The organism is Arthrobacter sp. R4-81 (assembly GCF_054792365.1).
This window is the reverse complement of the sequence record NZ_CP096445.1, coordinates 3,151,076-3,177,941: the sequence shown is the minus strand read 5'-3', so window position 1 is coordinate 3,177,941 and position 26,866 is coordinate 3,151,076. Positions and strand designations below refer to the sequence as shown.

Annotated in this window: 28 protein-coding genes; 20 read left to right on the top strand and 8 right to left on the bottom strand. The window is 62.8% G+C overall.

Translation table 11 applies throughout. The features are described 5' to 3' along the window. Positions 1-2: 2 nt before the first annotated feature. Positions 3-509, bottom strand: a complete 507-nt coding sequence (locus M1E05_RS14795; RefSeq protein WP_461163370.1) for a murein hydrolase activator EnvC family protein — start codon at positions 507-509, stop codon at positions 3-5. A gap of 465 nt (positions 510-974) precedes the next feature. Here M1E05_RS14795 and rpsB point away from each other — a divergent pair, with 465 nt between their 5' ends. The 6 genes from rpsB (at position 975) to M1E05_RS14765 (ending at position 5,964) form a co-directional block, all read left to right on the top strand. Next, positions 975-1,850 (top strand): 30S ribosomal protein S2, encoded by an 876-nt coding sequence (gene rpsB, locus M1E05_RS14790; protein WP_458113777.1) that lies wholly within the window; start codon positions 975-977, stop codon positions 1,848-1,850. Between the two features lie 133 nt (positions 1,851-1,983). After that, positions 1,984-2,820, top strand: coding sequence for a translation elongation factor Ts (tsf, locus tag M1E05_RS14785; RefSeq protein WP_461163369.1), 837 nt, complete (start codon positions 1,984-1,986; stop codon positions 2,818-2,820). Between the two features lie 149 nt (positions 2,821-2,969). After that, positions 2,970-3,707: a UMP kinase gene (pyrH, locus tag M1E05_RS14780; protein ID WP_458113779.1), complete on the top strand. Its 738-nt coding sequence runs from the start codon at positions 2,970-2,972 to the stop codon at positions 3,705-3,707. Positions 3,708-3,822: 115 nt separating this feature from the next. Beyond that, entirely contained in the window at positions 3,823-4,380 is a 558-nt protein-coding gene (frr, locus tag M1E05_RS14775) for a ribosome recycling factor (RefSeq protein WP_247044156.1), read from the top strand. Continuing rightward, positions 4,380-5,300: a phosphatidate cytidylyltransferase gene (locus M1E05_RS14770; protein WP_461163368.1), complete on the top strand. Its 921-nt coding sequence runs from the start codon at positions 4,380-4,382 to the stop codon at positions 5,298-5,300. Before frr ends, M1E05_RS14770 begins: the two co-directional genes overlap by 1 nt. A gap of 91 nt (positions 5,301-5,391) precedes the next feature. Beyond that, positions 5,392-5,964, top strand: a complete 573-nt coding sequence (locus tag M1E05_RS14765) for a DivIVA domain-containing protein (protein WP_461165259.1) — start codon at positions 5,392-5,394, stop codon at positions 5,962-5,964. Here the strand turns inward: M1E05_RS14765 and M1E05_RS14760 are convergent. The 4 genes from M1E05_RS14760 to M1E05_RS14745 form a co-directional block, all read right to left on the bottom strand. Next, positions 5,961-7,472 carry a sodium/solute symporter gene (locus tag M1E05_RS14760; protein ID WP_461163367.1) on the bottom strand — a complete coding sequence of 504 codons (1,512 nt, stop codon included), beginning with the start codon at positions 7,470-7,472 and terminating at the stop codon, positions 5,961-5,963. The two genes, M1E05_RS14765 and M1E05_RS14760, sit on opposite strands and share 4 nt — an antisense overlap. A 4-nt stretch (positions 7,473-7,476) precedes the next feature. Beyond that, on the bottom strand, positions 7,477-7,830 hold the full coding sequence (locus M1E05_RS14755; RefSeq protein ID WP_458113782.1) for a DUF485 domain-containing protein: 354 nt from the start codon (positions 7,828-7,830) through the stop codon (positions 7,477-7,479). Further along, a complete protein-coding gene (locus M1E05_RS14750) occupies positions 7,827-8,546 on the bottom strand; it encodes a LytR/AlgR family response regulator transcription factor (RefSeq protein ID WP_458113783.1) in 720 nt (239 codons plus the stop codon). Before M1E05_RS14750 ends, M1E05_RS14755 begins: the two co-directional genes overlap by 4 nt. 90 nt (positions 8,547-8,636) lie before the next feature. Beyond that, complete coding sequence (locus tag M1E05_RS14745) at positions 8,637-9,887, bottom strand: sensor histidine kinase (protein ID WP_461163366.1); 1,251 nt, start codon at positions 9,885-9,887, stop codon at positions 8,637-8,639. A 165-nt stretch (positions 9,888-10,052) separates the two neighbouring features. Between M1E05_RS14745 and M1E05_RS14740 the strand changes: the two genes are divergently transcribed. Then, entirely contained in the window at positions 10,053-10,433 is a 381-nt protein-coding gene (locus M1E05_RS14740) for a DUF485 domain-containing protein (RefSeq protein WP_461165258.1), read from the top strand. Continuing rightward, positions 10,430-12,046 carry a solute symporter family protein gene (locus M1E05_RS14735; protein WP_461163365.1) on the top strand — a complete coding sequence of 539 codons (1,617 nt, stop codon included), beginning with the start codon at positions 10,430-10,432 and terminating at the stop codon, positions 12,044-12,046. The genes M1E05_RS14740 and M1E05_RS14735 overlap by 4 nt, the downstream gene beginning before the upstream one ends. Positions 12,047-12,152: 106 nt before the next feature. Here the strand turns inward: M1E05_RS14735 and M1E05_RS14730 are convergent, their stop codons facing one another. Both M1E05_RS14730 and M1E05_RS14725 read right to left on the bottom strand, forming a co-directional pair. Further along, positions 12,153-12,533 (bottom strand): hypothetical protein, encoded by a 381-nt coding sequence (locus M1E05_RS14730; RefSeq protein WP_461163364.1) that lies wholly within the window; start codon positions 12,531-12,533, stop codon positions 12,153-12,155. 497 nt (positions 12,534-13,030) lie between these two features. Continuing rightward, positions 13,031-13,507, bottom strand: coding sequence for an Lrp/AsnC family transcriptional regulator (locus tag M1E05_RS14725; RefSeq protein WP_461163363.1), 477 nt, complete (start codon positions 13,505-13,507; stop codon positions 13,031-13,033). A 196-nt stretch (positions 13,508-13,703) separates the two neighbouring features. Here M1E05_RS14725 and pdhA point away from each other — a divergent pair, with 196 nt between their 5' ends. From pdhA to M1E05_RS14710, 3 genes are read left to right on the top strand one after another with little or no spacing between them, the layout of a single operon-like run. Further along, positions 13,704-14,882: a pyruvate dehydrogenase (acetyl-transferring) E1 component subunit alpha gene (gene pdhA, locus M1E05_RS14720; RefSeq protein WP_461165257.1), complete on the top strand. Its 1,179-nt coding sequence runs from the start codon at positions 13,704-13,706 to the stop codon at positions 14,880-14,882. After that, the gene (locus M1E05_RS14715; RefSeq protein ID WP_461163362.1) at positions 14,882-15,892 is read left to right on the top strand and encodes an alpha-ketoacid dehydrogenase subunit beta; all 1,011 of its coding nucleotides are present in this window, start codon (positions 14,882-14,884) and stop codon (positions 15,890-15,892) included. Before pdhA ends, M1E05_RS14715 begins: the two co-directional genes overlap by 1 nt. A gap of 8 nt (positions 15,893-15,900) precedes the next feature. Then, positions 15,901-17,340: a dihydrolipoamide acetyltransferase family protein gene (locus M1E05_RS14710; RefSeq protein ID WP_461163361.1), complete on the top strand. Its 1,440-nt coding sequence runs from the start codon at positions 15,901-15,903 to the stop codon at positions 17,338-17,340. Here the strand turns inward: M1E05_RS14710 and M1E05_RS14705 are convergent. Then, positions 17,330-18,034: an SACE_7040 family transcriptional regulator gene (locus M1E05_RS14705; RefSeq protein WP_461165256.1), complete on the bottom strand. Its 705-nt coding sequence runs from the start codon at positions 18,032-18,034 to the stop codon at positions 17,330-17,332. The genes M1E05_RS14710 and M1E05_RS14705 overlap by 11 nt on opposite strands. Positions 18,035-18,208: 174 nt before the next feature. Here M1E05_RS14705 and M1E05_RS14700 point away from each other — a divergent pair, with 174 nt between their 5' ends. Genes M1E05_RS14700 through M1E05_RS14660 form a run of 9 tightly spaced genes read left to right on the top strand, consistent with a single transcriptional unit; the run spans position 18,209 to position 26,864 of the window. Continuing rightward, positions 18,209-19,816 (top strand): carboxyl transferase domain-containing protein, encoded by a 1,608-nt coding sequence (locus M1E05_RS14700; protein ID WP_458113789.1) that lies wholly within the window; start codon positions 18,209-18,211, stop codon positions 19,814-19,816. 3 nt (positions 19,817-19,819) lie between these two features. Further along, positions 19,820-22,093, top strand: coding sequence for an ATP-binding protein (locus M1E05_RS14695; RefSeq protein ID WP_461163360.1), 2,274 nt, complete (start codon positions 19,820-19,822; stop codon positions 22,091-22,093). Positions 22,094-22,110: 17 nt separating this feature from the next. After that, complete coding sequence (locus M1E05_RS14690; protein ID WP_458113791.1) at positions 22,111-23,283, top strand: acyl-CoA dehydrogenase family protein; 1,173 nt, start codon at positions 22,111-22,113, stop codon at positions 23,281-23,283. 11 nt (positions 23,284-23,294) lie between these two features. Then, the gene (locus M1E05_RS14685) at positions 23,295-24,080 is read left to right on the top strand and encodes a CoA transferase subunit A (RefSeq protein WP_461163359.1); all 786 of its coding nucleotides are present in this window, start codon (positions 23,295-23,297) and stop codon (positions 24,078-24,080) included. A 2-nt stretch (positions 24,081-24,082) separates the two neighbouring features. Then, entirely contained in the window at positions 24,083-24,817 is a 735-nt protein-coding gene (locus tag M1E05_RS14680; protein ID WP_458113793.1) for a CoA transferase subunit B, read from the top strand. Then, complete coding sequence (locus M1E05_RS14675) at positions 24,814-25,362, top strand: MaoC family dehydratase (protein WP_458113794.1); 549 nt, start codon at positions 24,814-24,816, stop codon at positions 25,360-25,362. Before M1E05_RS14680 ends, M1E05_RS14675 begins: the two co-directional genes overlap by 4 nt. 4 nt (positions 25,363-25,366) lie before the next feature. Next, the gene (locus tag M1E05_RS14670) at positions 25,367-26,218 is read left to right on the top strand and encodes an HpcH/HpaI aldolase/citrate lyase family protein (RefSeq protein WP_458113795.1); all 852 of its coding nucleotides are present in this window, start codon (positions 25,367-25,369) and stop codon (positions 26,216-26,218) included. A 47-nt stretch (positions 26,219-26,265) separates the two neighbouring features. Next, complete coding sequence (locus M1E05_RS14665) at positions 26,266-26,526, top strand: hypothetical protein (protein WP_461163358.1); 261 nt, start codon at positions 26,266-26,268, stop codon at positions 26,524-26,526. Next, positions 26,499-26,864: a hypothetical protein gene (locus M1E05_RS14660; protein ID WP_461163357.1), complete on the top strand. Its 366-nt coding sequence runs from the start codon at positions 26,499-26,501 to the stop codon at positions 26,862-26,864. Before M1E05_RS14665 ends, M1E05_RS14660 begins: the two co-directional genes overlap by 28 nt. Positions 26,865-26,866: the final 2 nt, after the last annotated feature.

Sequence of the window (26,866 nt, the reverse complement as noted above, 5' to 3'; positions counted from 1 at the left end):
ATCTAAGGCCCTCGGGCTGTCAGCGGGAGCAGGACGGAGGGACGCATGTCCCTGACGAACGACAACGGGTTGAGGTACTCCTCGCCGCGGCGGACTCCCCAGTGGAGGCACGGCGCGTCCCCGCAATGACCCGCAAGCACCGTGCCGATCACATCGCCCTTGGACACCGCTGTTCCGACCGTCAGGGTGCTTTCCACCGGTTCGAAGCTGCTCTTGATGCCGCCATGGTCGATGGTGATGACCGGCCTGTCCACCACAACGCCTACAAAGGTGACAGCGCCTGACTCAGGGGACGTGACCTGCGCCGGATCTGCGGCTTTCAGGTCCACTCCTCGATGCCCGCTCAACCATGGCTTGTCCGGCGGGTCGAATCCCCGCAGCACCGCGGGCTCGGGAGACAGTGGCCAACTCCAGCTGCCCCGGGGTTCCTCGATGGCCGCTGGAGCGGCGCCTTGACTTGCCAGGGGCGCGGTGAGCAGTATGAGCGCTGCGAGGATTAGTGCTTTCATGACTCCAGCCTGTCCGCCCTCGGGCGGCGTTGTAAGGCGCCGATCCTGCTATGTGGAGAACGTCCTGATGACCCCGGAGTTGGTCTCTGGCAACGAACGCACTGTAGTACACTTGACGGAGCAGTTTGCTGTGCCCTCAACGGTGCCTGCCTTCAGTCCACGCCACGTCCGCGTCCGTGTTCTGCAGGCTGTCATTCGTCGGCACGTCTCATTCAGAGGTGTGGGGGAGCAGTAGCTGACTACGCGCATCCAGCCCTCCGTTTTCTGAAGTCCGGGTTAGTCCGGACTTTCGGCTGTGGAGGATTGCGCCTCTTGCGGTCAGTGCCGGCGACGGTCCTGATGAGAGGAACAAGGGATGCCAGGAGCAAAAGCCCGCCTGGGCAAAGCTAAATCAACCGTCAACTATTGGCAGGGTAAGAGAGCCATGGGCTCTCTCATGAATGACCTGCCGGAAGGAGCGTCGGCATGCCCGTCGTAACTATGCGCCAGCTGCTTGACAGCGGCGTCCACTTTGGACACCAGACCCGTCGTTGGAACCCGAAGATGAAGCGCTTCATCTTCACGGAGCGCAACGGCATCTACATCATCGACCTTCAGCAGTCGCTGTCCTACATCGACCGCGCCTACGAGTTCGTGAAGGCCACCGTTGCACACGGCGGCACCGTTCTCTTCGTCGGTACCAAGAAGCAGGCCCAGGAAGCCATTGCCGAGCAGGCAATGCGAGTAGGCCAGCCCTACGTCAACCAGCGTTGGCTCGGCGGTATGCTGACCAACTTCCAGACGGTTGCCAAGCGTATCCAGCGCATGAAGGAACTCGAAGAGATCGACTTCGACGACGTCGCCGGTTCCACGTACACCAAGAAGGAGCTGCTGCTCCTCAAGCGCGAACTCACCAAGCTTGAAACCAACCTTGGCGGTATCCGCAACCTGACCAAGGCGCCCTCGGTGCTTTGGATCGTGGACACCAAGAAGGAACACCTTGCTGTTGACGAAGCCAAGAAGCTGAACATCCCGGTTGTTGCCATCCTGGACACCAACTGCGATCCAGATGAGGTCGACTTCCCGATTCCGGGTAACGACGACGCCATCCGCTCCGTGAACCTGCTCACCCGCGTAGTCGCCGACGCCGTTGCTGAGGGCCTGATCGCCCGCAACCAGCGCGCAACCGGCACAGCCGAGACCCCCGAAGAGCCGCTGGCTGAGTGGGAGCGCGAGCTTCTTGAGGGCAGCAAGGCTGAAGAAGCACCTGCCGCTGAGGCCGCCCCCGCCGAAGCTGCTCCGGCTGCTGCCGAGGAAGCCCCGGCTGCCGACGAAGCACCCGAAGCTGACGCTGCCAAGTAAGCAGGCATTCAAAGCTTGACCATCCCTGGGCTGCCCGCAGCTCCGGGATTACCGACCGGATGGCTGCTCACTCGCTGAGCAGCCATCTTGTCGGTGACCACAAACACATAATTTTCTAGACAGAGGGGTTCACATGGCCAACTACACTGCCGCTGATATCAAGGCTCTGCGCGAGCGCACCGGCGCCGGCATGATGGATGTCAAGAAGGCTCTTGACGAAGCCAACGGTGACGCCGAGAAGGCCATCGAGATCATTCGCATCAAGGGCCTGAAGGGCGCTACCAAGCGTGAAGGCCGCTCCACTGCTGAAGGCCTGGTTGCCGCCAAGGTCGAGGGCACCGTCGGCGTTATGGTCGAGGTCAACTGCGAGACCGACTTCGTGGCCAAGGCCGACAAGTTCATCCAGCTTGCCGACAAGGTTCTGGCTGTTGCTGTTGAGTCCGGTGCTGCCGATCTCGATACCCTCCTGGCCACCGACGTTGACGGCAAGCCGCTGTCCGAGGTCGTCGTCGAAGAAGGCGCTGTCCTCGGCGAGAAGGTTGTTGTCCGCCGCATCTCCCGCGTGGAGGGTGGAACGGTTGACGCCTACCTGCACAAGACCTCCAAGGACCTTCCGGCCCAGGTTGGCGTGCTCTTTGCCGTTGAAGGCGAAGGCGAAGCTGCCGCTACGGCAGCCCATGACGTCGCCGTCCACATCGCTGCCATGGCACCGAACTACCTGTCGCGCGCCGACGTTCCGGCCGAACTGGTTGAGTCCGAGCGCCGCATCGCCGAAGAGACTGCCAAGGCTGAAGGCAAGCCCGAGGCAGCCATGACCAAGATTGTGGAAGGCCGCGTAACGGGCTTCTACAAGGGTGAGGTCCTGGTTGATCAGGCATTCGCCAAGGACGCCAAGAAGTCCGTGGCACAGGTTCTCGAAGAGGCCGGCGTCAAGCCCGTCGCCTTCACGCGTTTCCGCGTAGGTTCCTAGTCATACATGCCAAGGGGTGGTCACTGCGGTGACCGCCCCTTTTGCATGCACGGATGGCAGCGGCCATTGCCTGGCCAAAGGCGCCGGCAATGACACTTTTGCCGCGCCGCACGATAACCTAGCTCAGAGTTCACCAACGGGAAGGCACCATGGAAACCGTAAACACTTCGCCCCAATCGGAGAAGAACCGACGGCGCGTCCTCCTCAAGCTATCAGGTGAGGTCTTCGGCGGCGGCAAGCTCGGCGTCGACCCCGACACTGTACGCGGTGTAGCCAAGCAGATCGCGGCCGCGGTACCGGATGTTGAGGTGGCTATCGTCGTCGGCGGCGGCAATTTCTTCCGCGGCGCAGAACTTTCCCAGAGCGGGATGGACCGCTCCCGAGCCGACTACATGGGCATGCTGGGCACGGTAATGAACTGCCTCGCCCTGCAGGACTTCCTGGAGCAGGCCGGCGTCGAAACCCGCGTCCAGAGCGCCATCACCATGGGCCAGGTCGCCGAGGCATATATACCGCGCCGCGCCATCCGCCACATGGAAAAGAACCGGGTTGTCATCTTTGGCGCCGGGGCAGGATTGCCGTACTTTTCCACGGACACCGTCGCTGCCCAGCGGGCACTTGAGGTCCATGCCGACGTCGTGCTGATGGCCAAGAGCGGAGTGGACGGCGTCTACACGGCTGACCCCAAAAAGGATCCCAAAGCCCAAAAGCTGGACCGGCTCAGCTACGACGACGCCCTCCGCCGGGATATACGCGTAATGGACCAGACAGCCATGACCATGTGCAAGGACAATGACCTGTCCATGGTGGTCTTCGGCATGGAGGGCGAGGGCAACGTGACCCGTGCCATCCGTGGCGAGGAACTGGGCACCCTGGTCACGCCCTAGCAACGGCTAGGATGTTTTTAGGCCGGGTCCCGCAGGCGGGACGAACAGGCAGACGGAACCACAACCGTGCAACTCGCAGTCAAGCCGGAGTGCACTAATTTTCTGAGGAGAGATCGTGATCGAAGAAACCTTGCTCGAAGCCGGGGACAAGATGGACAAGGCAGTCGAAGTAGCCAAGGAAGATTTCGCCTCGATCCGCACGGGCCGCGCCACTCCGGGCCTCTACAACAAAGTCATCGTTGAGTACTACGGCACGCCCACGCCGCTGCAGCAGCTCGCCTCCTTCGCCGTTCCGGACGCCCGGACCATTCTGGTCACGCCCTATGACAAAACTGCGCTGCGGGACATCGAGCGCGCCCTGAGCGATTCCGAAGTTGGCGCCAACCCCTCCAACGACGGCAACGTCATCCGCATCACCATTCCGGAACTGACACAGGAACGGCGCAAGGAATACGTCAAGATCGTCAAGGGCAAGGGTGAGGACGCCAAGGTGTCCATCCGCAACATCCGCCGTAAGGCCAAGGAGACTCTGGACAAGCTGGTCAAGGACGGCGAAGCTGGCGAAGACGAAGGAAGCCGCGGCGAGAAGGAACTCGATTCCATGACCAAGGCACACGTGGACAGCATCGACGAGCTGCTCAAGCGCAAGGAAGCCGAGCTGCTCGAGGTCTGATGAGTCAGGCACAGCAGGGCCCGGGGGCTCAGCCCCGGGTGCGTCGGATGCAGCGGCCCAACCCGACCCCCAAGGCGGGACGCAACCTTCCGGCCGCCATCGCCGTCGGGCTTGCCATGCTTTTTGCGGTACTCGGCGGGCTGCTGTTCCTGCCGCTTGGCTTTGTGGTGGTCACCACCACATTTGCCGCGATGGGAGCCTGGGAGATTTTCCGGGCCCTCGAAGTGTCGGGAACCAGGATCCCCATCGTCCCCGTGATGACCGGTACCGTGGCCATGCCCATCTCGGCCTATTTCGGCGGACTGGAAAGCCTGCTGTTCGCGATGCTGCTCAGCAGCGTGGCTGTTCTGCTCTGGCGATCCATTGAAAGCGCCGAAGGGTCCGCCCGGAGCATCTTCGGCGGTGTCTTCACGCTCGCCTGGGTACCCTTCCTGATCAGCTTTGCCGTACTTCCGCTGCATGCGACCGGCGGGGCCACTCCGGTGGGGCTGTATGACGACGGCGTGGTGCCGCAAGGTGCCTGGCAGATCGTTACGCTGCTGCTGCTGGTGGTCTCGAACGACACCTTCGGCTACCTTGTTGGTGCGTCCTTGGGGAAGCACCCGATGGCCCCGAAAATCAGCCCGAAGAAGTCCTGGGAAGGATTCGCGGGCTCTGTGGCGGGCGCCATGGTTATCGGGATCCTGGCCAGCATTTTCCTGCTGGGCAAACCCTGGTGGGTGGGTGTGGCCCTTGCCGTCGGTATGGTAGCGGCGGCTACAGCAGGGGACCTTGCCGAGTCGATGGTCAAACGCGAGTTGGGGATCAAGGACATGAGCAGCGTCCTGCCAGGACACGGCGGCATTATGGACAGGCTGGACTCGATCGTGTTCGCTTCCCCTGCCGCTTTCATCCTGTTCGCGGCCTTCGCGCAAACATGACGCGTCTTCGCACCCGTTGTATCCGGCACCCTAGAATGGAGCGGAGCAACCCAGGCTGGACCGCCTTGAAGGACAGAACGTGAGAGTGGACATGCAACGGCAGATACCCGCAACCTTCGACCGTGTAGAGCGGAATAAATACGGTTATAACGCCAAGCAGGTGGACGAGTTCCTGCAGCGCGCAAGGGTCTCGTTCGAAAACCCGCAGGCTGCAGCCTCCGTCATCAAAAGCTCCGACGTCCGTGCAGTGTCCTTTGACCCGGTCAAGGGAGGCTATGCCGCGGACGGCGTGGACGCTGCCCTGGACCGGCTGGAGGACGCTTTCGCACGCAGGGAACGTGATGAACTCATTGCCCAGAGGGGTGAGGAAGCCTGGCTCAGGGAAATCGGAAAGCTCTCGGGGCTCCTGAGGGGACGCCTGCACCGGCCAGATGGTGAGCGCTTCCGCCGGCCAACCAAGTCCCGGACGCGGAGCTACAACAGGATCGACGTCGACAATCTCTGCCATGACCTGATCGGTTACCTCGAGGAAGACCGGCCCCTCAGCGTTGACAATGTCCGCAAGGCCGTCTTTCGTCAGGCATCAGGTCCGGATGGCTATGAGGAAACCCAAGTGGATGCCTTCCTCGACCGCGTCGTGGAACTCATGGCGGCTATCGACTAACGCTCGGATGACTGGCCCTGCACAGCTTGGCGTTCGGCCGTTTGGCGTACCGTCTCGAGCGGGCGCTCCGGGGTGTGCAGGCGGGTCATAACGCGCGAGATGGTTGCTGGCACCCTGCTGCGGGTTGCCCGGGAGGCCAGGACCATGACGGCGAAAGCGGCTGGTACCGACCATGCTGCCGGCTGCGCCAGCCAGAAAGGTGTGGCCGCTGAGCCGAAGATAGCTCCGGCAACCATCGCACCGCCACACAGGACTGCTCCGGTCACCATGCCGGCTATGGCGCCTGCATCTGTCAGGCCACGCCACCAGATGCCCAGCAACAGAACCGGGCACAACGTGGAGGCCGTGAAGGCGAAGACCAGGCCAACACTGCCCGCCAGGGCCAGGGAATCCGTGGAGAACGCGAAAGCCAGAGGCACCGCCGCGGAGATCAGCGCCGCTACCCGGAACCCGCGGACGCTGCCGCCAAGGACATCCTGGCTGATGACACCAGCGAGCGACACCACCAGGCCGGATGTGGTGGACAAAAAGGCTGCGAACGCACCCGCCACCACCAAAGCCGAGAGCAGATCACCTGCTGTGCCGCCTATTAACCTGCCGGGAAGCAGCAGCACCAGGGCATCCGCCTGGCCGCTTTGCGCCAGATCGGGAGCGAACATCCGTCCGGCCAGTCCATAGGCGGTGGGAAACAGGTAGAAGACGGACAGCAATCCAAGAACGATCAACGTTGTGCGGCGGGCTGACTGTCCGTCGGGGTTGGTGTAGAAGCGCACCAGCACGTGCGGCAGCCCGAGGGTGCCGAAGAGCAGCGCCACCAGCAGGGACATGTTCTGATACAGCCCGGCTGACGGCAGCCCGGTGGGGTTGGTGACCGGCTCGGCGAGGGGAGTGGCGCCGGTTCCAGCCAGGACGAGAAGCATAAAAATTACCGGGACGGCCAAAGCCGTGAGCTTCAGCCAGTATTGGAAGGCCTGGACAAACGTGATGGACCGCATGCCCCCCGCCACCACCGTCAGACACACCACCACAACCACCGCCACCGAGCCCACCCAGGAGGGAAGCCCCGTGGTGATACGGATGGTCAGGGCGGCCCCATGGAGCTGCGGAACGATGTACAGCCAGCCGACCATGACAACAATGAGGCTCGTGACCCGCCGGACAGCCTTGGAGTCCAGCCGCGACTCGGTGAAATCAGGAATGGTGTACGCGCCCGAACGCCGAAGCGGTGCCGCCACAAAAAGGAGCAGCATGAGGTAGCCGGCGGTGTAGCCTACCGGAAACCACAGGGCATCTGTTCCCGACAGCAGAATGAGTCCGGCCACGCCCAGGAAGCTTGCCGCCGACAAGTACTCCCCACCGATCGCGGAAGCATTCCACCAGGGCGGCACCGTACGGGAGGCGACGTAGAAGTCGCCGGTGGTCCGGGAGATCCGCAGCCCGTAGAAGCCGATTGCCGCCGTCGCCAGCGTTACAGCAACGAAAGCCGCGATGCCCACCACCGGGTTCATCGACTCATCCCTTATCCTCCGTAAGGTCCCGGTACCGGGATTCGTTCCGCGCAGCGCTCCGGATGTAGAGCCAGGCGCTTATCCCCATCACCGGGTAGATCCCGGCCCCCAGCAAGAACCAGTCAAAGGGGATCCCGGCGATCCTCAGGGCGGCGAGCCCCGGGACCAGACCCAGGAGCACAGGGAAAGCAACGAGGATCAGCAGGAAGCCCGCGGCCACCACGATTCCCAACCGCAACTGCGATCGGATCAGTGACCTCACAAAAACCTGGCCCACCTCTGATTCCTGGGCCGCCTCGCGGCTGTCTGCGGCCGGCCTGGCCGGCGAGCGGGGTGCTGTAACGCGTACGCGGGTCATGTCTGTGGCCGGATCCTTGTGGTCTCCAGCTTTTCCCTGACAGAAGGCAGGTGCCGGCGGCTGATGGAAAGCTCGGCACCGACCACCGTGACGCTGGGCCGCGCAGCCGCCAGCTTCATATGCGTGACATGCTTCAGCGAAACCAAGTAGGAGCGGTGGGTGCGGATAAACCCGGCCTGGGCCCACTGTTGCTCCAGATCGGCAAGGGGGACCCTGATGAGGTAGCTCGCCTCGGCAGTGTGGAGCCGTGCATAATCACCCTGCGCCTGTACGTAGGTAACGTCGTCGCGCCGGATCATCTTTGTGGTGCCGCCCAGATCCACGGTGATCAGCTCCGGGGGCTCCGCGCCGTCCTTGAGCAGCTCACAGATGCGTCCCACGGAACGGGCCAGACGTTCGGCCCTGACGGGCTTGAGCAGATAGTCGACGGCGGCAAGTTCGAACGCTTCCAATGCACAGTCCTCATCGGCAGTGACAAACACGACGGCGGGGGGACGGGAGCTTCGGGAAATCACACGGGCGATGTCCAGGCCGGACACGGCAGGCATGTGGATGTCGAGGAAAACGGCGTCAACATTTTCCGCCTCGAGCGCACGCAAAGCGGCGGCCCCTGAGGAAGCACGGTGGATCTGGCCGATTCGGTCGTCCTTGCCCAGCAAAAAGGCAAGCTCCTCCACGGCCGGCAGCTCGTCGTCAGCGACGAGAACGTTAATCATGGTTCTAGGGTAGTGGGCGCCGGTGGCCCCAGCGACAGCGCAACGGGAACGGCGGAAATGGGCGGGCTGGCGGCAGGTTCGGGAACGGAGTCAGGCGTCGTGGTGGGGTTGTGATTTTGGAATCCGCATGGTGATCAGGGTTCCTTCCCCGGGAGCAGTCTCGATCACGAGTCCGTTGTCCTCGCCGTAGACCTGGCGAAGCCGCGCATCCACGTTGCGCAGCCCTACATGGTCGCCGTCGGTGTGGCCCGCGAGCATTGACCGCAGCTCGTCCGGATCCATGCCGACGCCGTCGTCCTCAATTGTCACTTCGGCGAAAGCGCCGGAGTCATGGGCAGTCAGCGATATGTGGCCGGGCCCTTCCTTGGCTTCAAGCCCGTGCCGGACGGCGTTCTCAACGAGCGGCTGCAGGCTCAGGAACGGAATCACCGTGCTCAGGACTTCCGGTGCGATCTGCAGGCTTACCTGGACCCGGTCGCCGAACCTGGCCCGTTCCAGGAGCAGGTATCGGTCAATGCACCGCAGCTCTTCCGCGAGGGTGGTGAAATCCCCGTGGCGGCGGAAGGAATACCGGGTGAAGTCCGCAAACTCCACCACCAGCTCCCTGGCCCGGACGGGGTCGGTGTTGATGAAGGAGGCGATGGCGTTGAGGGAGTTGTAGATGAAGTGGGGGCTGATCTGGGCACGAAGGGCCCGCACTTCGGCTTCCATGAGGAGGGTGCGGGAGGCATCGAGCTCTGCCAGTTCCACCTGCGTGGCCACCCATTCCGCCACCTCGCCGGTTGCCCGGACAAGACCTGACCCGGCGGAGGGAGCGAACGCAGCAACCGCTCCCACCACCCTGCCGCCGGCCTTGATGGGCGCTATGACGGCGGCAAGCTCTATTGCATCGATGTCCTTGTTTTTGACCCCGCTCCGGCCGTTCCTGGTGGCTCCCGCCTGAACTGCCGCCTCCACAGTCAGGAGTTCTCCAGCCGGGACGACGGCGGTGCGCCCTCCGGACAGGACGTCAGCGGCCCGGGCCATCAGGTGGGGCTTCAGTTCCTCGGCTCCGCCATCCCAGGCCAGAACTCCTGACGTGTCGGTGATGGCCAGCGCCTCACAGCCCAGCAGGCTCCGCAGCTGACGGCTTGCCTTGGCCGCTCCGGATGGGGTCAGCCCGGTCCTCAGATGCTGTCCGGCGCGGGAGGCCGCGTGGAGTGTTTTGTAGGTTGCCCGTTCAGCATCGCTGCCCAACTCGCGGAAGGAGCGCAACACCTTCAGGCCAACGCCCACGACGACGGCGATGGCCAGGGCGATCACGGCAACTGCGGCGGCGGTATAGAGGGGAGAGTCCGGCATGGTGCCAGCGTAGCTGCCGTTTGTCGCAGCATCGCAACCGTTGGGCGACAGATGCGGTACTGGCTCTGGAAGGCCGGCATGGTCACGGGTCACAGTGATTGCAGTCACATTGGCCGGGGGACTCTGGAACCGGTGTGGATGAGCAAGTCTCAACGAGGAGGAATGATGGGTAACGACGCCCAAACCACGGATGCAGCGGAGTCCGTGGACTTCAAGGAAGTCCAGTCGACGGAGCGGTTCCAGGAACTGCGCAAACGTCACCGCAGCTTTGTTTTCCCCATGGCCATTGCGTTTCTGCTGTGGTATTTCGCCTACGTGCTGCTGGCCGACTATGCAGTGGGCTTTATGTCCACGAAGGTCTGGGGCAACATCAACATCGGGCTTATCCTGGGCCTGCTGCAGTTTGTGTCCACCTTTGCTATCACGGGCTGGTACGTCAGCTACTCCAACCGGAAGCTGGATCCGATTGCCGCGGAAATCCGCCAGGGAATTGAAGGCCACGAATTCGATAAGGCAGGCAACCCTGTGAGCGGAGCAGTGAAATGATCGGAATTCCGTCCGCGGTGAATGTCGCCGCCCTCAAGGACACCACCCTGCTGAACATGGCGATCTTCGGCCTGTTCGTAGCGGTCACCATGGTCATTGTTTTCCGGGCCAGCCGCAACAACAAGACGGCCGCGGACTACTACGCTGCCGGGCGTTCATTCAGCGGATCCCAGAACGGCACAGCCATTGCGGGCGACTACTTGTCCGCCGCTTCCTTCCTTGGCATTACCGGGGCCATCGCCATCAACGGCTACGACGGCTTCATGTACTCCATCGGCTTCCTCGTTGCCTGGCTCGTGGCGCTGCTTCTCGTGGCCGAGCTGCTCCGCAACACCGGCAAGTACACCATGGCCGACGTCCTGTCATTCCGCCTCAAGCAGCGTCCGGTCCGCATCGCAGCCGCCATTTCCACCCTCGCCGTGTGCTTCTTCTACCTGCTCGCGCAGATGGCAGGAGCCGGAAGCCTGATTTCCCTCCTGCTGGGCATCAGCGATTGGGGCGGACAAGCTCTGGTGATCATCGTCGTCGGCGCCCTCATGATCATGTACGTCCTGATCGGCGGAATGAAGGGCACCACCTGGGTCCAGATCATCAAAGCGATCCTGCTGATCGCCGGGGCCGGCGTCATGACCTTGTGGGTTCTGTCCATTTACGGTTTCAACCTCTCCAGCCTGCTTGGCGCTGCAGTGGAGACCGCCAACAACCCCAACGTGTTGAACCCCGGCCTTCAGTACGGCAAGTCGGAGACCTCCAAGCTCGACTTCATGTCCCTTGGACTTGCCCTTGTGCTGGGCACGGCTGCGCTTCCCCACGTCCTCATGCGCTTCTACACCGTCCCCACGGCCAAAGAGGCCCGCAAATCAGTGGTCTGGTCCATCTGGCTCATTGGCCTTTTCTACCTGTTCACCCTGGTCCTGGGCTATGGCGCGGCCGCCCTCGTCGGCGCAGAAACCATCAAGTCCGCACCCGGCGGCGTCAACTCCGCGGCTCCGTTGTTGGCCTTCCACCTTGGCGGTCCGCTGCTGCTGGGCTTCATCTCCGCAGTAGCGTTCGCCACCATCCTCGCGGTGGTTGCCGGCCTGACCATCACTGCGGCGGCTTCGTTCGCCCATGACATCTACGCGAGCGTCATCTCCAAGGGCAAGGCGGACGCCGACACTGAGGTGAAGGTTGCCAGGCGCACCGTAGTGGTCATCGGGGTGATGGCAATCGTGGGCGGCATCTTCGCCAACGGCCAGAACGTGGCGTTCCTTGTAGCGCTCGCCTTCGCAGTGGCCGCCTCCGCAAACCTGCCCACCATCATTTACTCCCTGTTCTGGCGCAAGTTCACCACCCAGGGTGCCGTGTGGAGCATGTATGGCGGGCTCGGCTCGGCAATCGTCCTGATCATTTTTTCGCCGGTGGTTTCCGGCGGAGCGACCTCGATGATCAAGGACGCGAACTTTGCGATCTTCCCCTTAAGTAACCCCGGCATTGTTTCCATCCCGCTGGCCTTCTTCCTGGGCTGGCTTGGAACAGTTCTCGACAAACAGCAGGAAGACACCGCAAAGCAGGCCGAAATGGAGGTCCGCTCCCTGACGGGGGTCGGCGCAGAGAAGGCGACCAACCACTAGCCCCCAGCTGCTGACGGCCCGAAGCGACAGGAGCTCCCGTGCACATTGGCGGGAGCTCCTGCCGGTTCTTTAGCCTCTTGACTCTGGTCATAGCCGGCGGCTGGCCTCATTCCACTGGCCCTATCCAGACATCGGTCAACTTGAGCTCGTTCTTTCCCTCCAGAAAGTACTCAAACTCGAGGTCCTGATCATCGCAGGCCAGCACACCCCAGACTTCGGCATACTTTGTTCCGTCCACTTTGTACGAATCCACGAAGTCATACGAAGGCTCGCACGAAGCGCCCAGTTGAAGCTCCTGATGGCCGGCGATGAAGTCCTCCTTGGAGACTTCCTGCTGGAATGAGGAATCAAGGTAGTTGTCATAGGCGTTATCGGTCTCACCGGAAACCATCAGCCGCGTAAAATCGTCGGCCACGTTTTTGGCCTGGTCACTGGTTGCGCCCAGAACGTTGACCAGCAGCACCACCCCCGCTGCTACCAGAAGCACAACGCCTCCCACACTCCCCAGCACAATCCACAGCGCCTTTTTGCTGCTGGCCGGGGGTGGCGGCCACTGGGTTTGGGACTGCGGGTAATAGGGCTGCCCTGGGAATTGGGGTTGCGGCCAGTCCTGTTGGGAGTATGGAGGCTGCGGGGATGGTTGTTGCCAGCCGTGCTGGGCGTATGGGGTTTGTCCCGAGGATCCGGGGACGGGCGCTTGCTGCCAACCCTGACGCCCGCCCTGTTCCGGATGCGGTTCAGGGGGAGACTGTCCCGGATACTGCTTCGGCGATTGGCGGGCATACGGGCCGGGCTGTTCAGAGTCCGGGGGATTGCTCAAGAGGGTGCCTTTCCGGCAGCCTTTTGCGCCACTGCCTGGTGTTCAAGGAGCCGGGGGCGGTCCATGGGTGCGATGAAAATCAGCCTATATCCCGGGCACCCGCACACGCGGCTGTTTCAAGCGGCAGTGCCCGCGTCTTTGTAACTTTCGACTCTGCGATACAGCTAAGCGGATTCCGCCGAATTCCGTTCGAGCAGGGGCTGGATCCGGAAAGCAATCAGCTCGCCCATTGCCAAGGCGGTGTCGGTCCGGTCCACCCCCTCGCAGGACAGGATCTTGCCGTTGATCCTGAACAGGTCCTCGGCGTCAACCGCTACAACCCGAAGGAACAGGTCGGCCGAACCCGTGAGCCCATACCCTTCAAGGATTTCGGGGATCGCGGACAAGTCAACCGCAAGCTGTTTCAGCTTCTGCTGCTGCACGTGGACGGAGATAAAGGCCATCAACGGATAACCAAGCGATACAGGATTGATGCGCCGTTCGAAGGAGAGGAAGACGTGCTTTTTCTCCAGTTGAGCCATGCGGGCCTGCACGGTGTTCCGGGAGAGGCCAAGTTTTTGCGCGAGCGCCACTACAGTCCGCCGTGGATCGCGTGCCAAGGCAGAAAGCAGGCGGGCATCAGTGCCATCCAAAGCTTGCATAATGCGCAACGTTAGCACGGTGCCAGCGCTCCAGACAGTGCACAATGCTCAGTTCAAATTGAAGTGGTTGTACCCCATGAACATTGTGAGTATGGTCACAATTATCCGGGGCAACGGGGCCCGGCGGGCTGGCGCGCACAGGGATCACGAGTTCCTGGACCGCCGGTCACACGACGTCAGAAGGTTGCGTGCAACTATGAACGCAGACGATTTGAGCCAGGGCGGCACCACCGCAGCTGGCCTGGACAACTGGGCAAACCATCACTATCGGACCGGTGGGAACCTGGTCCAGCTGATAACCCCCGGCGGTGAACGCGTCAGCCATCCTGAATACGATGTCTGGGTAAAGGACGTCACCGACGAACAGCTTGCCTCGCTCTACGAGGACATGGTTGTCATCCGCCGCATCGACACCGAGGCCACAGCATTGCAGAGGCAAGGTGAATTGGCCCTGTGGCCGCCGCTTGCCGGGCAGGAAGCCTCCCAGATCGGCTCGGCCAGGGCACTTCGCGACGACGATTTCGTCTTCTCCAGCTATCGGGAAAATGGAGTGGCATACTGCCGGGGAGTGGACCTGACCGATATCGTCCGAGTGTGGCGAGGCAACGCCTCCTCAGGCTGGGATCCCTACTCCATCAACATGGCCACACCCCAGATCATCATCGGTGCACAAACACTCCATGCCACGGGTTACGCCCTGGGGATCCAGCACGACGGCGCGGACAGCGTTGCAATCGCCTACTTCGGGGACGGCGCAACGAGTGAGGGCGACGTCAACGAAGCCATGGTCTTCGCTGCCAGCTTCACGGCACCTGTCGTTTTCTTCTGCCAGAACAACCACTGGGCCATTTCCGAGCCGGTGGGCCTGCAGTCCCACATTCAACTCGCTGACCGTGCAACAGGGTTCGGAATTCCCTCCGTCCGAGTGGATGGAAATGATGTGCTCGCCGTGATGGCTGCAACCCGGGAAGCACTTGAAAGAGCACGGCACGGCGGAGGGCCCTCGTTCATTGAGGCAGTTACCTACCGCATGGGCCCCCACACCACAGCCGACGATCCCACCCGCTACCGTGACGCCAACGAACTTGAGGATTGGGCCGCGAAGGATCCGATGGTCCGCGTCAGGTCACTTCTGGAACGAAGGGAATCCTGGAGCGAAGAGCTGGAAGCCCGCGTCGCGGCCAAGGCTGATGCCGTGGCCCAGGAGATGCGCAGTGGCTGCGTCAATATGCCCGACCCCCAGCCACTCGACGTGTTCAAGCATGTTTACAGCACGCCGCATTCCTGGCTGGAACGCCAACAGGACCACTATTCCCGTTACCTGGCCTCGTTCGGAGACCCCGCACAGGCCGCTTCTGAAGAAGGTGCACGCTGATGACCCAGATGACCTTTGCCCGTGCCATCAACTCCGGCCTGCGCAAATCCCTGGAAAACGACCCCAAAGTAGTTCTGATGGGGGAGGACATCGGTATGTTGGGCGGCGTGTTCCGCATTACCGACGGCCTTCAGAAGGACTTCGGCAAGCACCGCGTTATTGACACGCCGCTGGCCGAGTCCGGGATCATGGGGACCGCCGTCGGGCTTGCCTACCGCGGGTACCGGCCTGTGGTGGAAATCCAGTTTGACGGCTTCGTGTATCCGGCGTTCGACCAGATCGTCTGCCAGGTGGCCAAACTGCACTACCGCACGCAGGGGGCGGTAAAGATGCCCATCACCATCCGCGTTCCTTTCGGCGGCGGCATCGGTTCCCCGGAGCACCATTCCGAATCGCCAGAAGCCTACTTCACCCATACCTCCGGACTGCGGGTAGTGAGTGTCTCCAACCCGCAGGATGCCTACATCATGATCCAGCAGGCCATCGCCTCCAATGATCCGGTGGTCTACTTTGAGCCGAAACGCCGGTATCACGACAAAGGCGAAGTGGATGAGTCCGTGGATCCGGCCTCCGCGCTTTCCATGGAGAAGGCGAGCGTTGTCGCCGAAGGCAAGGACGTCACCCTTGTGGCCTACGGACCCCTGGTGAAAACCGCCCGCGATGCCGCACTTGCAGCTGCCGACGACGGGATTTCCGTGGAAGTCATCGACCTGCGCTCGCTGTCGCCCGTGGACTTCTCCACTGTGGAAGCCTCTGTGCGGAAGACAGGCAGGCTGGTGGTGACCCACGAAGCCGGACAATTCGGCGGTATCGGCGGAGAAATTGCGGCCAGCATCACTGAGCGCTGCTTCTACCACCTCGAAGCCGCCCCTGTACGCGTCACCGGATTCGACATCCCCTACCCCTATTCCAAACTCGAAATGCATCATCTTCCAGACCTGGACCGAATCCTTGACGGCGTGGACCGTGCGCTGGGCCGTCCGAATTCGCTCAGCGGGCTGGAAGGATGACGGCCGCCATGATCAAGGAATTCAGGCTGCCCGATCTCGGTGAAGGTTTGACGGAATCGGAAATCCTCAGCTGGAAAGTGAACGTGGGCGATACCGTAACGCTCAACCAGGTCATCGCCGAGGTGGAAACGGCCAAGGCCGTCGTCGAACTTCCCTCACCGTTCGCCGGCGTGGTTACCGCGCTGCATGAGCAGCCGGGGACCGTCGTGGAAGTCGGCAAGCCGATCGTTTCCTTTGAAATCGCGAACGACGTCGGCGGCACGCCGGCCCCCGTTGATTCAGGCAGTTCAGCGTCTGGTGAATCCGGCCAACCAAGTGAGTCTGCCCAGCCGGCTCCGGCTAAACGGGAGCCGAACCTGGTGGGGTACGGCGCCGTCGTCGAAAGTTCCGGACGCCCTGTTCGGCGGGTGCGGGGCCATCTTGCCGCCGTAAAGGACGCGGCTCCTTTCGTGGACTCGCCGATGCCGCCTGCACAGCGACCGGCTGCCCACGAGCCAGCTCCCGCTGAACCCGCACCCGCCGCGGCTGCTGAAAGCACAACAGAGCGGCCACGCTCCACTCCACCTGTACGGAAGCTGGCGAAGGATCTGGGCGTGGAGCTGGAATCGGTCACCGGGACAGGCCCGGGAGGGCTGATCACCAGAGACGACGTCCGGAACTTCGTGGGCGGCGGAGACCTGCCCGCTGCTGCCCATGCTTTGTCCGCGGCGTCCTACGCCAGGGAAAGCGCCGCTGAGCAGGGCGGCGAACGGGAGGTACGCACCCCCATCAAGGGGGCCCGGAAATTCACTGCCGCCGCCATGGTTTCAAGTGCCTTCACCGCGCCGCATGCCACGGAATTCCTTACGGTGGACGTCACTCCCTCCATGGAGCTGCTCTCCAGGCTCAAGGAAAGCCGTGCCTTTGCCGGCTACAAGCTCACTCCACTGACCCTTGTGGCCAAGGCACTCCTGATCGCCCTGAAACGGAATCCGTCCCTGAACACCCACTGGGATGAGGATGCCCAGGAGATCGTTCAATTCAACTACGTCAACCTTGGCATAGCCGCTGCAACCCCCCGCGGCCTGACCGTGCCCAATATCAAGGACGCGCATTCACTGACCCTGGCCGAGCTGTCAGCAGCCCTGACGGAGCTGACGGATATGGCCCGGGAAGGAAAGACCCGCCCAGCGGACCTCTCCGGTGGAACCATCTCCATTACCAACATTGGAGTGTTCGGCATCGACGCCGGAACTCCGATCCTGAACCCGGGCGAAGCGGCCATTCTTGCCATGGGGGCAGTGCGGAGGATGCCTTGGGAATATCAGGGCGAGGTGGCACTTCGCCAGATGATGACCTTAAGCCTGTCGTTTGACCACCGGCTCGTGGACGGGGAACAGGGCTCCAGGTTCCTGGCCGACGTCGGGTCCATCCTGTCGGATCCCGGCATCGTGCTCGCTATGGTCTAGGTGCCTCCTGCCCGGCGGATCCGGTTAGCTCAGCTTCCGGATCCGGGGCAGGCGGCACCATCAAGGCGGCCATAGCCATGCTTTCCAGGAGAGGCCGGGCGGACGCGGCAGCCATCCGGCGGCCATGGTGGCGCACTGAGTGTGGTGTGGAGTTAATAAGCCCGAACGTGGCGTGGGCGCGCATCCGAAGGTCGCTGGCTTCGGCGCCTGCATGGAGCCGCAGGAGGACATCCACCCACAATTCGACATAGCTGCGCTGCAGGGTGCGTACATTTGCCTGGTCGGATTCCGCCAGGTTGCTGAAATCCCGGTCCTGGACCCGAATGACGTCCGGGTTGCTGAGGGCAAAATCCACCTGGAATGCCACCAGTCCCGCGAGGGCACCGTGGGGGTCGGAGGCATCCGCAACAACCCGCCGGCCGCCTTCCAGCAGGTCCTCGCTGACCGTCAGCAACAGCGCTCCCAAGACAGCCTGTTTGCCCGAGAAGTGACGGTAGACGGCAGGCCCGCTGACACCGGCAGCAGCCCCCAGGTCCTCAAGCGAAACACTATTGAAGCCGTCCCTGGCAAACAAAGCGGCGGCCGCTGACAAAAGAGCCTTACGGCGGCTCTCCTTGGCCTGGCTGCGCTGGGTCCCCGTACCGGCCTTGCCGGCTGACCGCTGGGCGGCCGCCAATGAGTTGGAGCCGGTCATGGGGCTGCGCTGGGCCATCGGGCTGATACCTCCTGAATCATGCGATGTTCCCACCTCGCCAACCTTCAGCGTGTTGGACATCACAGTTAATAGAGACTAACCTAAATTTGAGTTACGCGGTACTAACCGAAATAGCCAGGATGCCCGTAGGCCATCCGGGAACGGAAGCAGTCGATGGAGACACTCGCCAGCCAGGTGGACGCAGCAAGCGCCGCCTTCTCGGCCAATCGGGAGGCTCAGCTTGCCTTGGCCCGTGAACTCAGGAAACGGTTGGCCGTTGCAGCGCTTGGTGGCCCAGAGAAATCCCGCCAACGCCATGTTTCACGGGGAAAGCTGTTGCCGCGGGAGCGCATCGATCAGCTGCTGGATAACGGCAGCCCATTTCTTGAAATCGCCCCGTTGGCAGCCAACGGAATGTATCAGGACGATTCCCCCGGGGCCGGCGTCATTGCCGGCATCGGGCTGGTCCACGGCCGGCACGTCCTGGTGATTTCCAATGACGCCACGGTCAAGGGCGGAACCTACTATCCGATGACAGTGAAAAAGCACCTCCGCGCCCAGGAGATTGCCTTGGAAAACCGGTTGCCCTGCATCTACCTCGTGGACTCGGGCGGAGCCTTCCTCCCCAAGCAGGATGAGGTGTTCCCGGACAAGGAACACTTTGGCCGGATCTTCTTCAATCAGGCCAGGATGTCTGCAGCCGGTATCCCGCAAATCGCTTCGGTGATGGGTTCCTGCACGGCAGGCGGCGCCTATGTTCCTGCCATGAGCGATGAAACGGTGATCGTCCGCAACCAGGGCACCATCTTCCTGGGCGGTCCGCCGCTGGTGAAGGCTGCCATCGGTGAAATCGTCACGGCAGAGGAACTGGGCGGGGGAGACATCCACTCGAAAATCTCGGGGGTCACCGACCACCTGGCTGAGAATGACGAGCACGCGCTGCAGATTGTCCGCGACATCGTTGCCACCCTGCCGCCTCCTGCCGATCCCGCGTGGGAGGTGCTGGCCGCCGTCGAACCCGTGGAGGATTCGGAAGAGATCTACGGTGCTGTGCCCACAGATGTGAACGCCCAGTACGACGTACGCGAGGTAATTGCCCGGCTGGTGGACGGCAGCCGTTTCCACGAGTTCAAGAAAAACTACGGCGCCACCCTGGTGACCGGGTTCGCCCGCCTTCACGGGCATCCGGTGGGAATCGTGGCCAACAACGGTGTGCTGTTCAGCGAATCCTCGCTCAAGGGGGCGCATTTCATCGAACTGTGTGATCAGCGGGGCATTCCACTGATCTTCCTGCAGAACATCTCCGGCTTTATGGTCGGCAAGGATTCCGAACAGGGCGGCATCGCAAAGAACGGCGCAAAGATGGTCACCGCCGTCGCCACCGCCCGGGTACCTAAACTGACAGTCGTCATTGGCGGTTCCTTCGGAGCCGGCAATTACTCAATGTGCGGCCGTGCGTATTCGCCCCGGTTCCTGTGGATGTGGCCGGCCAGCCGCATTTCTGTCATGGGCGGCAACCAGGCCTCCAGCGTCCTGGCCACCGTCAAGCGTGAGCAGTACGAGGGGCTGGGCGAGGAATGGTCCGCCGAGGACGAGGAAGCCTTCAAGGCTCCTATCCGGCAGCAGTATGAGGACCAGGGGAGCCCCTACTATTCCACCGCCCGGCTGTGGGACGACGGCGTCATTGACCCCGCCGATACCCGTACCGTTCTGGGGCTGGCGCTCGACGTCGTCTCCCGCACCCCGCTGCCGGAGACCTCCTTCGGCCTCTTCCGGATGTGAGCCATGACCACCATTGATGACCGAACGCGAGCCAACGACCACAGCGAAGGCCTGTTCGGTAAGGATGCCCTGTTCCCGACAGTCCTCGTGGCAAACCGCGGCGAGATCGCCTGCAGGGTAATCCGGACGCTCCGCAGCATGGGCATCCGCTCCGTTGCCGTGTACAGCGATGCCGACGCCGGCGCCCGGCACGTGCGCGAAGCCGACACCGCCGTCCGGATCGGCCCCGCCGCTGCCTCGGAGAGTTACCTGAAGATCGATGCCATTGTCCGGGCCTGCCGTGAAACAGGCGCCCGGGCAGTGCATCCCGGCTACGGGTTCCTGAGTGAGAACGCCGACTTTGCCCGCGCCCTGGAGGCCGAGGGCATCACGTTCATCGGTCCTGGCGTCGAGTCGCTGAACATTATGGGCGACAAGATCCGCTCGAAGAACCATGTGGCCGGCTACGGTGTCCCGGTGGTCCCCGGTATTGCCCAACCCGGACTCACCAACCAGGACCTGATCGAAGCCGCGGCCGGTGTTGGCTTCCCGCTGCTGATCAAGCCGTCGGCAGGGGGCGGCGGCAAGGGGATGCACACAGTGGAGCGCCCGGACGAACTCGCCGCTACCCTGGCTACGGCAAGGCGGGTGGCTGCCAGCGCTTTCGGCGACGACACCCTCTTCCTGGAGCGGCTGGTGCTGAACCCGCGGCACATCGAAGTCCAGGTGCTCGCTGACAACCATGGCAACGTGATCCACCTTGGTGAACGCGAATGCTCGCTCCAGCGCCGGCACCAGAAAGTCATCGAGGAAGCGCCGTCGCCGCTGTTGGAATCACTCGGCGCCGGCGCCATGGTTCGGGCCCGGATAGGGGAGGCAGCGTGCCAGGCTGCCCGCAGCGTCAACTACAGCGGGGCAGGCACGGTTGAATTCCTGGTTTCCGATGACGCTCCTGACGAGTTCTTCTTTATGGAAATGAACACGAGGCTCCAGGTGGAACACCCCGTCACCGAGATGGTCACGGGTATCGACCTGGTGGAATGGCAGGTGCGGATCGCCGCCGGTGAGGTGCTAACCGTGGCGCAGGACGACGTCGTCCTCAACGGGCACGCCGTCGAAGCGCGGGTTTACGCCGAAGACCCGCAACGGAACTTTCTGCCGTCCACCGGGACGGTGCTCCTGCTGGATGAGCTTCCGTCGGCGGCACCAATTCAGGGAAGCGGCCAGAAGCTTCGGGTGGATTCCGCGCTGATCGAGGGGCTAGAGATTGGCTCAAATTACGACCCCATGATCTCCAAGGTCATCGCGTGGGGGACCGACCGGAAAGCAGCGCTGGACGCCTTGGATGCGGCCTTGTCCGGGTATACCGCCCTGGGTGTGGCGACCAACGTTGAGTATCTGCGACTGCTGATCAATGACCACGACGTCCGGGCCGGACGCCTGGACACCACCCTGATCGAACGGAAAATGCCGGACCTCACCTTCCGCCAGATCGGGGACACCGAACTCATCGCCGCAGCACTCTACGTGCAGGCTCTGGAGCAGGGGAGCCGGGGCAGCTTAGTTTCGGAGGGCGCAGTCCCAGACCTGATTTCGGACGGCACGGCCCGGGAACGAACCGCTTCTGCAAGGAAGGCGGGCAGCCCCTGGAACACCCGCAGCGGCTGGCGGCTGGGCGGGCATGCTCCGTGGGTTGTCAGCCTGGGACGGGGAGCAGGGGAGGTAGTGACTTTCCGCCTCGGTTCTGCAAGCGGAGGTTCCGTGACGGTCCGGGCAGGGAACGGCTCCGAACACGAGGCATCCCTGGACGGCGTCGCTGATGGGAAGCTCGCGATAACCCTCGACGGCGAGAGCAGGCAGTACTCCGTGGCCAAGTCGCCGAGCGGGGACCTGTTCCTGGGACACGACGGTTGGTCTTGCCGGCTCGAAATCCTTACGAGGGAATCCCGGCTGGCCAGGGTCCTGGCTGCGATCCAGCGGGTGGACGGCGTTGCCGATCCCGAAATCCGCTCGCCGATGCCCGGGACAGTGGTCTCGGTCTCTGTCCAGGACGGGGAAGCCGTAGCCGCCGGACAGGTCCTGCTGGCTGTTGAGGCCATGAAAATGGAACACCAGCTGACCGCCAGCACCGCGGGGACAGTGCATATCGGCGTCAGCCCTGGCGATCTCGTGAAAGCGGAGCAGGTCCTGGCCACCATCCATCCTCCGGTCGCTGAAGTCGCCGGAGAGGTATCGGACACCGAATCAACCACACAAGCTGCCATCGCCATGGGCGCCGCAGATACAGAGCAGAGTTAGGACAAGGAAGTCACATCATGGCTGATTTTGAACTCAGTGAGGAATACCAGGACCTCAGCGACACTGTCCGGGAATTTGCGGACGAAGTGGTTGCCCCGGTCTCGGCCAAACACGATGAAGAGCACAGCTTCCCGTACGAAGTGGTGTCCCAAATGGCCGACATGGGACTCTTCGGCCTGCCGTTCCCGGAGGAATACGGTGGCATGGGCGGAGACTACTTTGCCCTTGCCATCGCCCTCGAACAGCTGGGCCGGGTAGATCAGTCTGTGGCCATCACCCTCGAAGCAGGAGTTTCACTCGGCGCAATGCCTGTCTACAGGTTCGGCACCGATGCCCAGAAGAAGGAATGGCTCCCTGCGCTGGCTTCCGGTACGGCGCTCGCAGGATTCGGCCTCACGGAGCCTGAAGCAGGCTCGGATGCCGGCGGAACCAAGACCACCGCCAGGCTGGAGGGCGGCGAATGGATCATCAACGGGAACAAGGAATTCATCACCAACTCCGGCACGGACATCACCCGGCTGGTCACCGTCACCGCCGTCACGGGCAGGCACGAGCGCAAGGACGGGAGCATCAAGAAGGAAATCTCCACCATCCTGGTGCCCACCAGTACGCCCGGATTCAAGGCCGAGAAAGCGTACAACAAGGTGGGCTGGAACGCCTCCGACACTCACCCTTTAACGCTTAAGGACGTCCACGTTCCGGAAGAAAACCTCCTCGGAGAACAGGGCCGGGGCTACGCGAACTTCCTGTCCATTCTCGACGAAGGCCGGATCGCCATCGCCGCCCTCGCCACCGGAGCGGCCCAAGGCTGTGTGGACCTCTCCGTCAAATACGCGAAGGAACGCAGTGCCTTTGGACACCACATTGGCAAGTACCAGGCCATCGCCTTCAAGATCGCCCGCATGCAGGCACGGGCGCACACTGCCCGGTTGGCCTACTACGATGCTGCGGCGAGGATGCTGGCGGGGAAGCCGTTCAAGACCGAAGCCGCCATCGCTAAGATGGTCGCAGGCGAGGCAGCCATGGACAACGCGCGGGATGCCACCCAGGTGTTCGGCGGCTATGGCTTCATCAACGAATTCACCGTGGCACGCCACTACCGCGACTCCAAGATCCTGGAAGTCGGGGAGGGCACCACGGAGGTTCAGCTGATGCTCATCGCCCGCGAACTGGGATTGAAGCCGGCCTGAGAGGATCAACGATGATTGACAAGGTTGTTACCAGTGCAGAGGAGGCCGTAGCCGATATCCCCGACGGCGCCTCCCTCGCCGTCGGAGGTTTCGGCTTGTGCGGTATCCCGGTGGCGTTGATCGATGCCCTCCACCAACGCGGCACCCGGGACCTGGAAACGGTCAGCAACAACTGCGGGGTTGACGACTGGGGCCTCGGCATTCTCCTGAAGGACGGCAGGATCCGGCGGACCGTCAGCTCCTACGTCGGCGAGAACAAGGAATTTGCCCGCCAGTACCTCTCAGGCGAACTGGAGGTGGTCCTCACCCCGCAGGGCACCCTGGCGGAAAAGCTCCGTGCGGGCGGTGCTGGGATTCCCGCCTTCTTCACGAGCGCGGGCGTCGGCACTCAGGTGTCCGAAGGCGGGCTGCCGCAGAAGTACGATGCCGATGGAAGCATAGCCATCGCGTCTCAACCGAAGGAAGTGCGCACCTTCAACGGTGCCGACTACGTCCTGGAGGAGTCCCTCACTCCCGACTTTGGGCTGGTGCACGCCTGGAAGGGGGACCGGCATGGAAATCTCATGTACCACGCAACGGCGATGAACTTCAATCCGCTGTGTGCCATGGCCGGGAGGATCACCATCGCCGAGGTTGAGGAACTCGTGGAACCGGGCGAATTGAATCCCGAAAACATCCACACCCCGGGCATCTTCGTCCAGCGGGTGGTGCTGGCTCCCGCCGTCGAGAAGCGGATCGAAAAGAAGACCGTCTCAGCAGCGTCGGCGTCTTCCACTTCAAACCAGGCAGGAGCATAGCCATGGATCCGAACAGCTCCCAGGCGCCACGTCCGGAAGGTGTCCGTCCCGAATACCGCCGGGCTGCTGCCTCCAGCCCCGACGGCAAGGGCTGGACGCGCTACGAAATGGCCGCAAGGGTGGCAAAGGAACTCCGCAACGGGCAGTACGTGAACCTCGGCATCGGAATGCCCACCCTGATTCCCAACTACATTCCTGCCGGAATGGAGGTTGTCCTCCATTCGGAAAACGGAATCCTCGGCGTGGGGCCCTATCCGGCCGAGGACGAGGTGGACCCGGACCTCATCAACGCCGGCAAGGAAACAGTCACCGTAAATCCGGGCGCCGCATTCTTTGATTCGGCCACCTCGTTCGGAATGATCCGGGGAGGGCACGTGGACGTTGCCGTGCTCGGCGCGATGGAGGTGGCCGCCAACGGCGACCTGGCGAACTGGATGATCCCCGGCAAGATGGTCAAAGGCATGGGCGGGGCAATGGACCTGGTGTTTGGCGCCAAAAGACTGATCGTGATGATGGAGCATGTGGACCGCAACGGCCGGCCGAAAATTGTCCAGCAATGCACGCTGCCGCTGACAGGCAAGGGGTGCGTGGACAGGATCATCACCGACCTCGCCGTCATTGACGTTACCTCCGACGGCCTGGTCCTGCGCGAGCTGGCACCCAACGTGTCAGTTGAGGACGTTGCCGCTGCCACCGGCGTCGAACTCCTTGAAGAGGACCGGGAACTGACGGTATGACGGAGGACCTTAGGGAATCCGAACTGCCCGGGCAGCGGATCATCGAACAGCGCGGGCTGTACTACGACGAACTGGAGACCGGAGTGCTCTATGCACACCGCCCGGGACGCACGGTGACCGAAACTGACAATGTCCTCTTCACCACCATGACGATGAACACGCAAGCGCTTCACCTTGACGCGGCCTGGAGCGCGGGGCAGCCCTTCGGGCAGCGGCTAATGAATTCGATGTTCACCCTCGCCACGGTGGTGGGGCAATCGGTACCGCAGCTGACCCAGGGCACCATCATTGCCCAGCTGGGCCTGACGGATGTCTCCTTTCCGCACCCCCTGTATCACGGCGACACCCTGTACACGGAGACTCTAATCACCGGAAAGCGGCTTTCGGATTCCCGGCCCGGCCAGGGGATCGTGACAATGAAGCACACCGGCAGGAACCAGGACGGGACGGTGGTTGCCCTGGCCACGCGCAGTTGCCTGATGTGGACACGGGACGCCCATCTCAAGGCCCAGGAAGGCCTGCGAACCGAAGTGGAGGGACAATAAATTCATGACGTTTGTGATGGGTCCTGCCCTGCTGTTCTGCCCTGCCGACCGGCCGGAACGCTACCTGAAAGCGGCCGAACGCGCCGACGCCGTCATCCTTGACCTGGAGGATGCTGTGGCGCCGGCAGACAAACAACGTGCCCGGGGCGCCATCCTCGCCCAGCTGGGCGCCAAGGGAGATGTGCCGGAACTCGAGCCCACCCGGACCATTGTCCGCCTCAACCCGGCGGGCACGGACGAGTTTGAGAAGGACCTGCACTGCCTCGCCCACACGCCCTACCGGACAGTCATGCTGGCGAAAACCGAGAATGCGGCCCAGGTCCGGGCACTTGAAGGGTTCAGTGTCATTGCGCTTTGCGAAACCGCAGCCGGAATCATCAGCGCTCCCGCCATAGCTGCCGAACCCAACGTGGTGGGCCTCATGTGGGGTGCCGAGGACCTGCTCGCCTCCCTGGGCGGAACCTCAAGCAGGAACGACGACGGCGGCTACCGGGCCGTGGCCCTGCACTCCCGTTCGGCTGTGCTGCTGGCGGCCCGGGCCTACGGCAAGGAAGCCATTGATTCCGTGTACGTGAACATCCCCGACCTCGACGGCCTGGCTGCCGAAAGCCGCGATGCTGTGGCGTCCGGCTTCAGTTCTAAAGCGTGCATCCATCCCAACCAGGTGGCTGTTGTCCGGGATGCGTACGCGCCTTCCGAGTCCGAGGTCGCCGAGGCCAACGAGCTGCTGGAAGCAGCCTCCAGCGCAGGGTCGGGAGTTTTTCAGTTCAAGGGCAAGATGATCGACGGTCCCATTCTCAAGCATGCCGAAGCCATGGTGCGCCGGTCCGGTACCAGGCCCGTCTCAGGCCGCTAAGGAGCGGAAGACGGGAAGCCAACACTCACGCCCGCTTACGAGCGTCAGTGAAGGTCGAGCACGTTCCAGACGAGCTCCCCTGGTTCGGCGACCAACCGGTGTCCTGGCCAGACCTGGCCCAGGAGATGCTCAGAAGACCAACTTCCGGCCCTGGTTCAAAATTCCAGTACACCGATGCGAGCACGTACGTAGCAATGCGCATGCTCGGCGCCGTAGCCGGCGATGTACGGGACTGGCTCATGCCCCGCCTGTTCGACCCGCTGGGCATCCACAACCCGCAATGGCACCGGTGCCCCTGGGTTGGATAGTCGGCGGGAGCGGACTGGAACTGCGCACAGAAGAGCTCTCAAGGATCGGCCGCCTGCTTCGCGACCGCGGCCGCTGGGAAGGCAAGCAGCTCGTCGACCCAGGATGGGTGGACCGGATGCACAGCTCGTGGGTCGAAACCGGCGGTAGCCCGCCTTCCGAAGGCTACGGCCTCGCTGCATGGAACGGGCCGGGCAACTGTTGGCGGCTCGACGGTAAATATGGGCAGTATGTGGTCATCGATGACGCCCAAAACGCAGTCATCACCATCACGGCGCACGAAGAGTCACGCGACTGGCGCCTAACAGAACTCGCCCACCTGGCACTTAGTGGACGCTGATC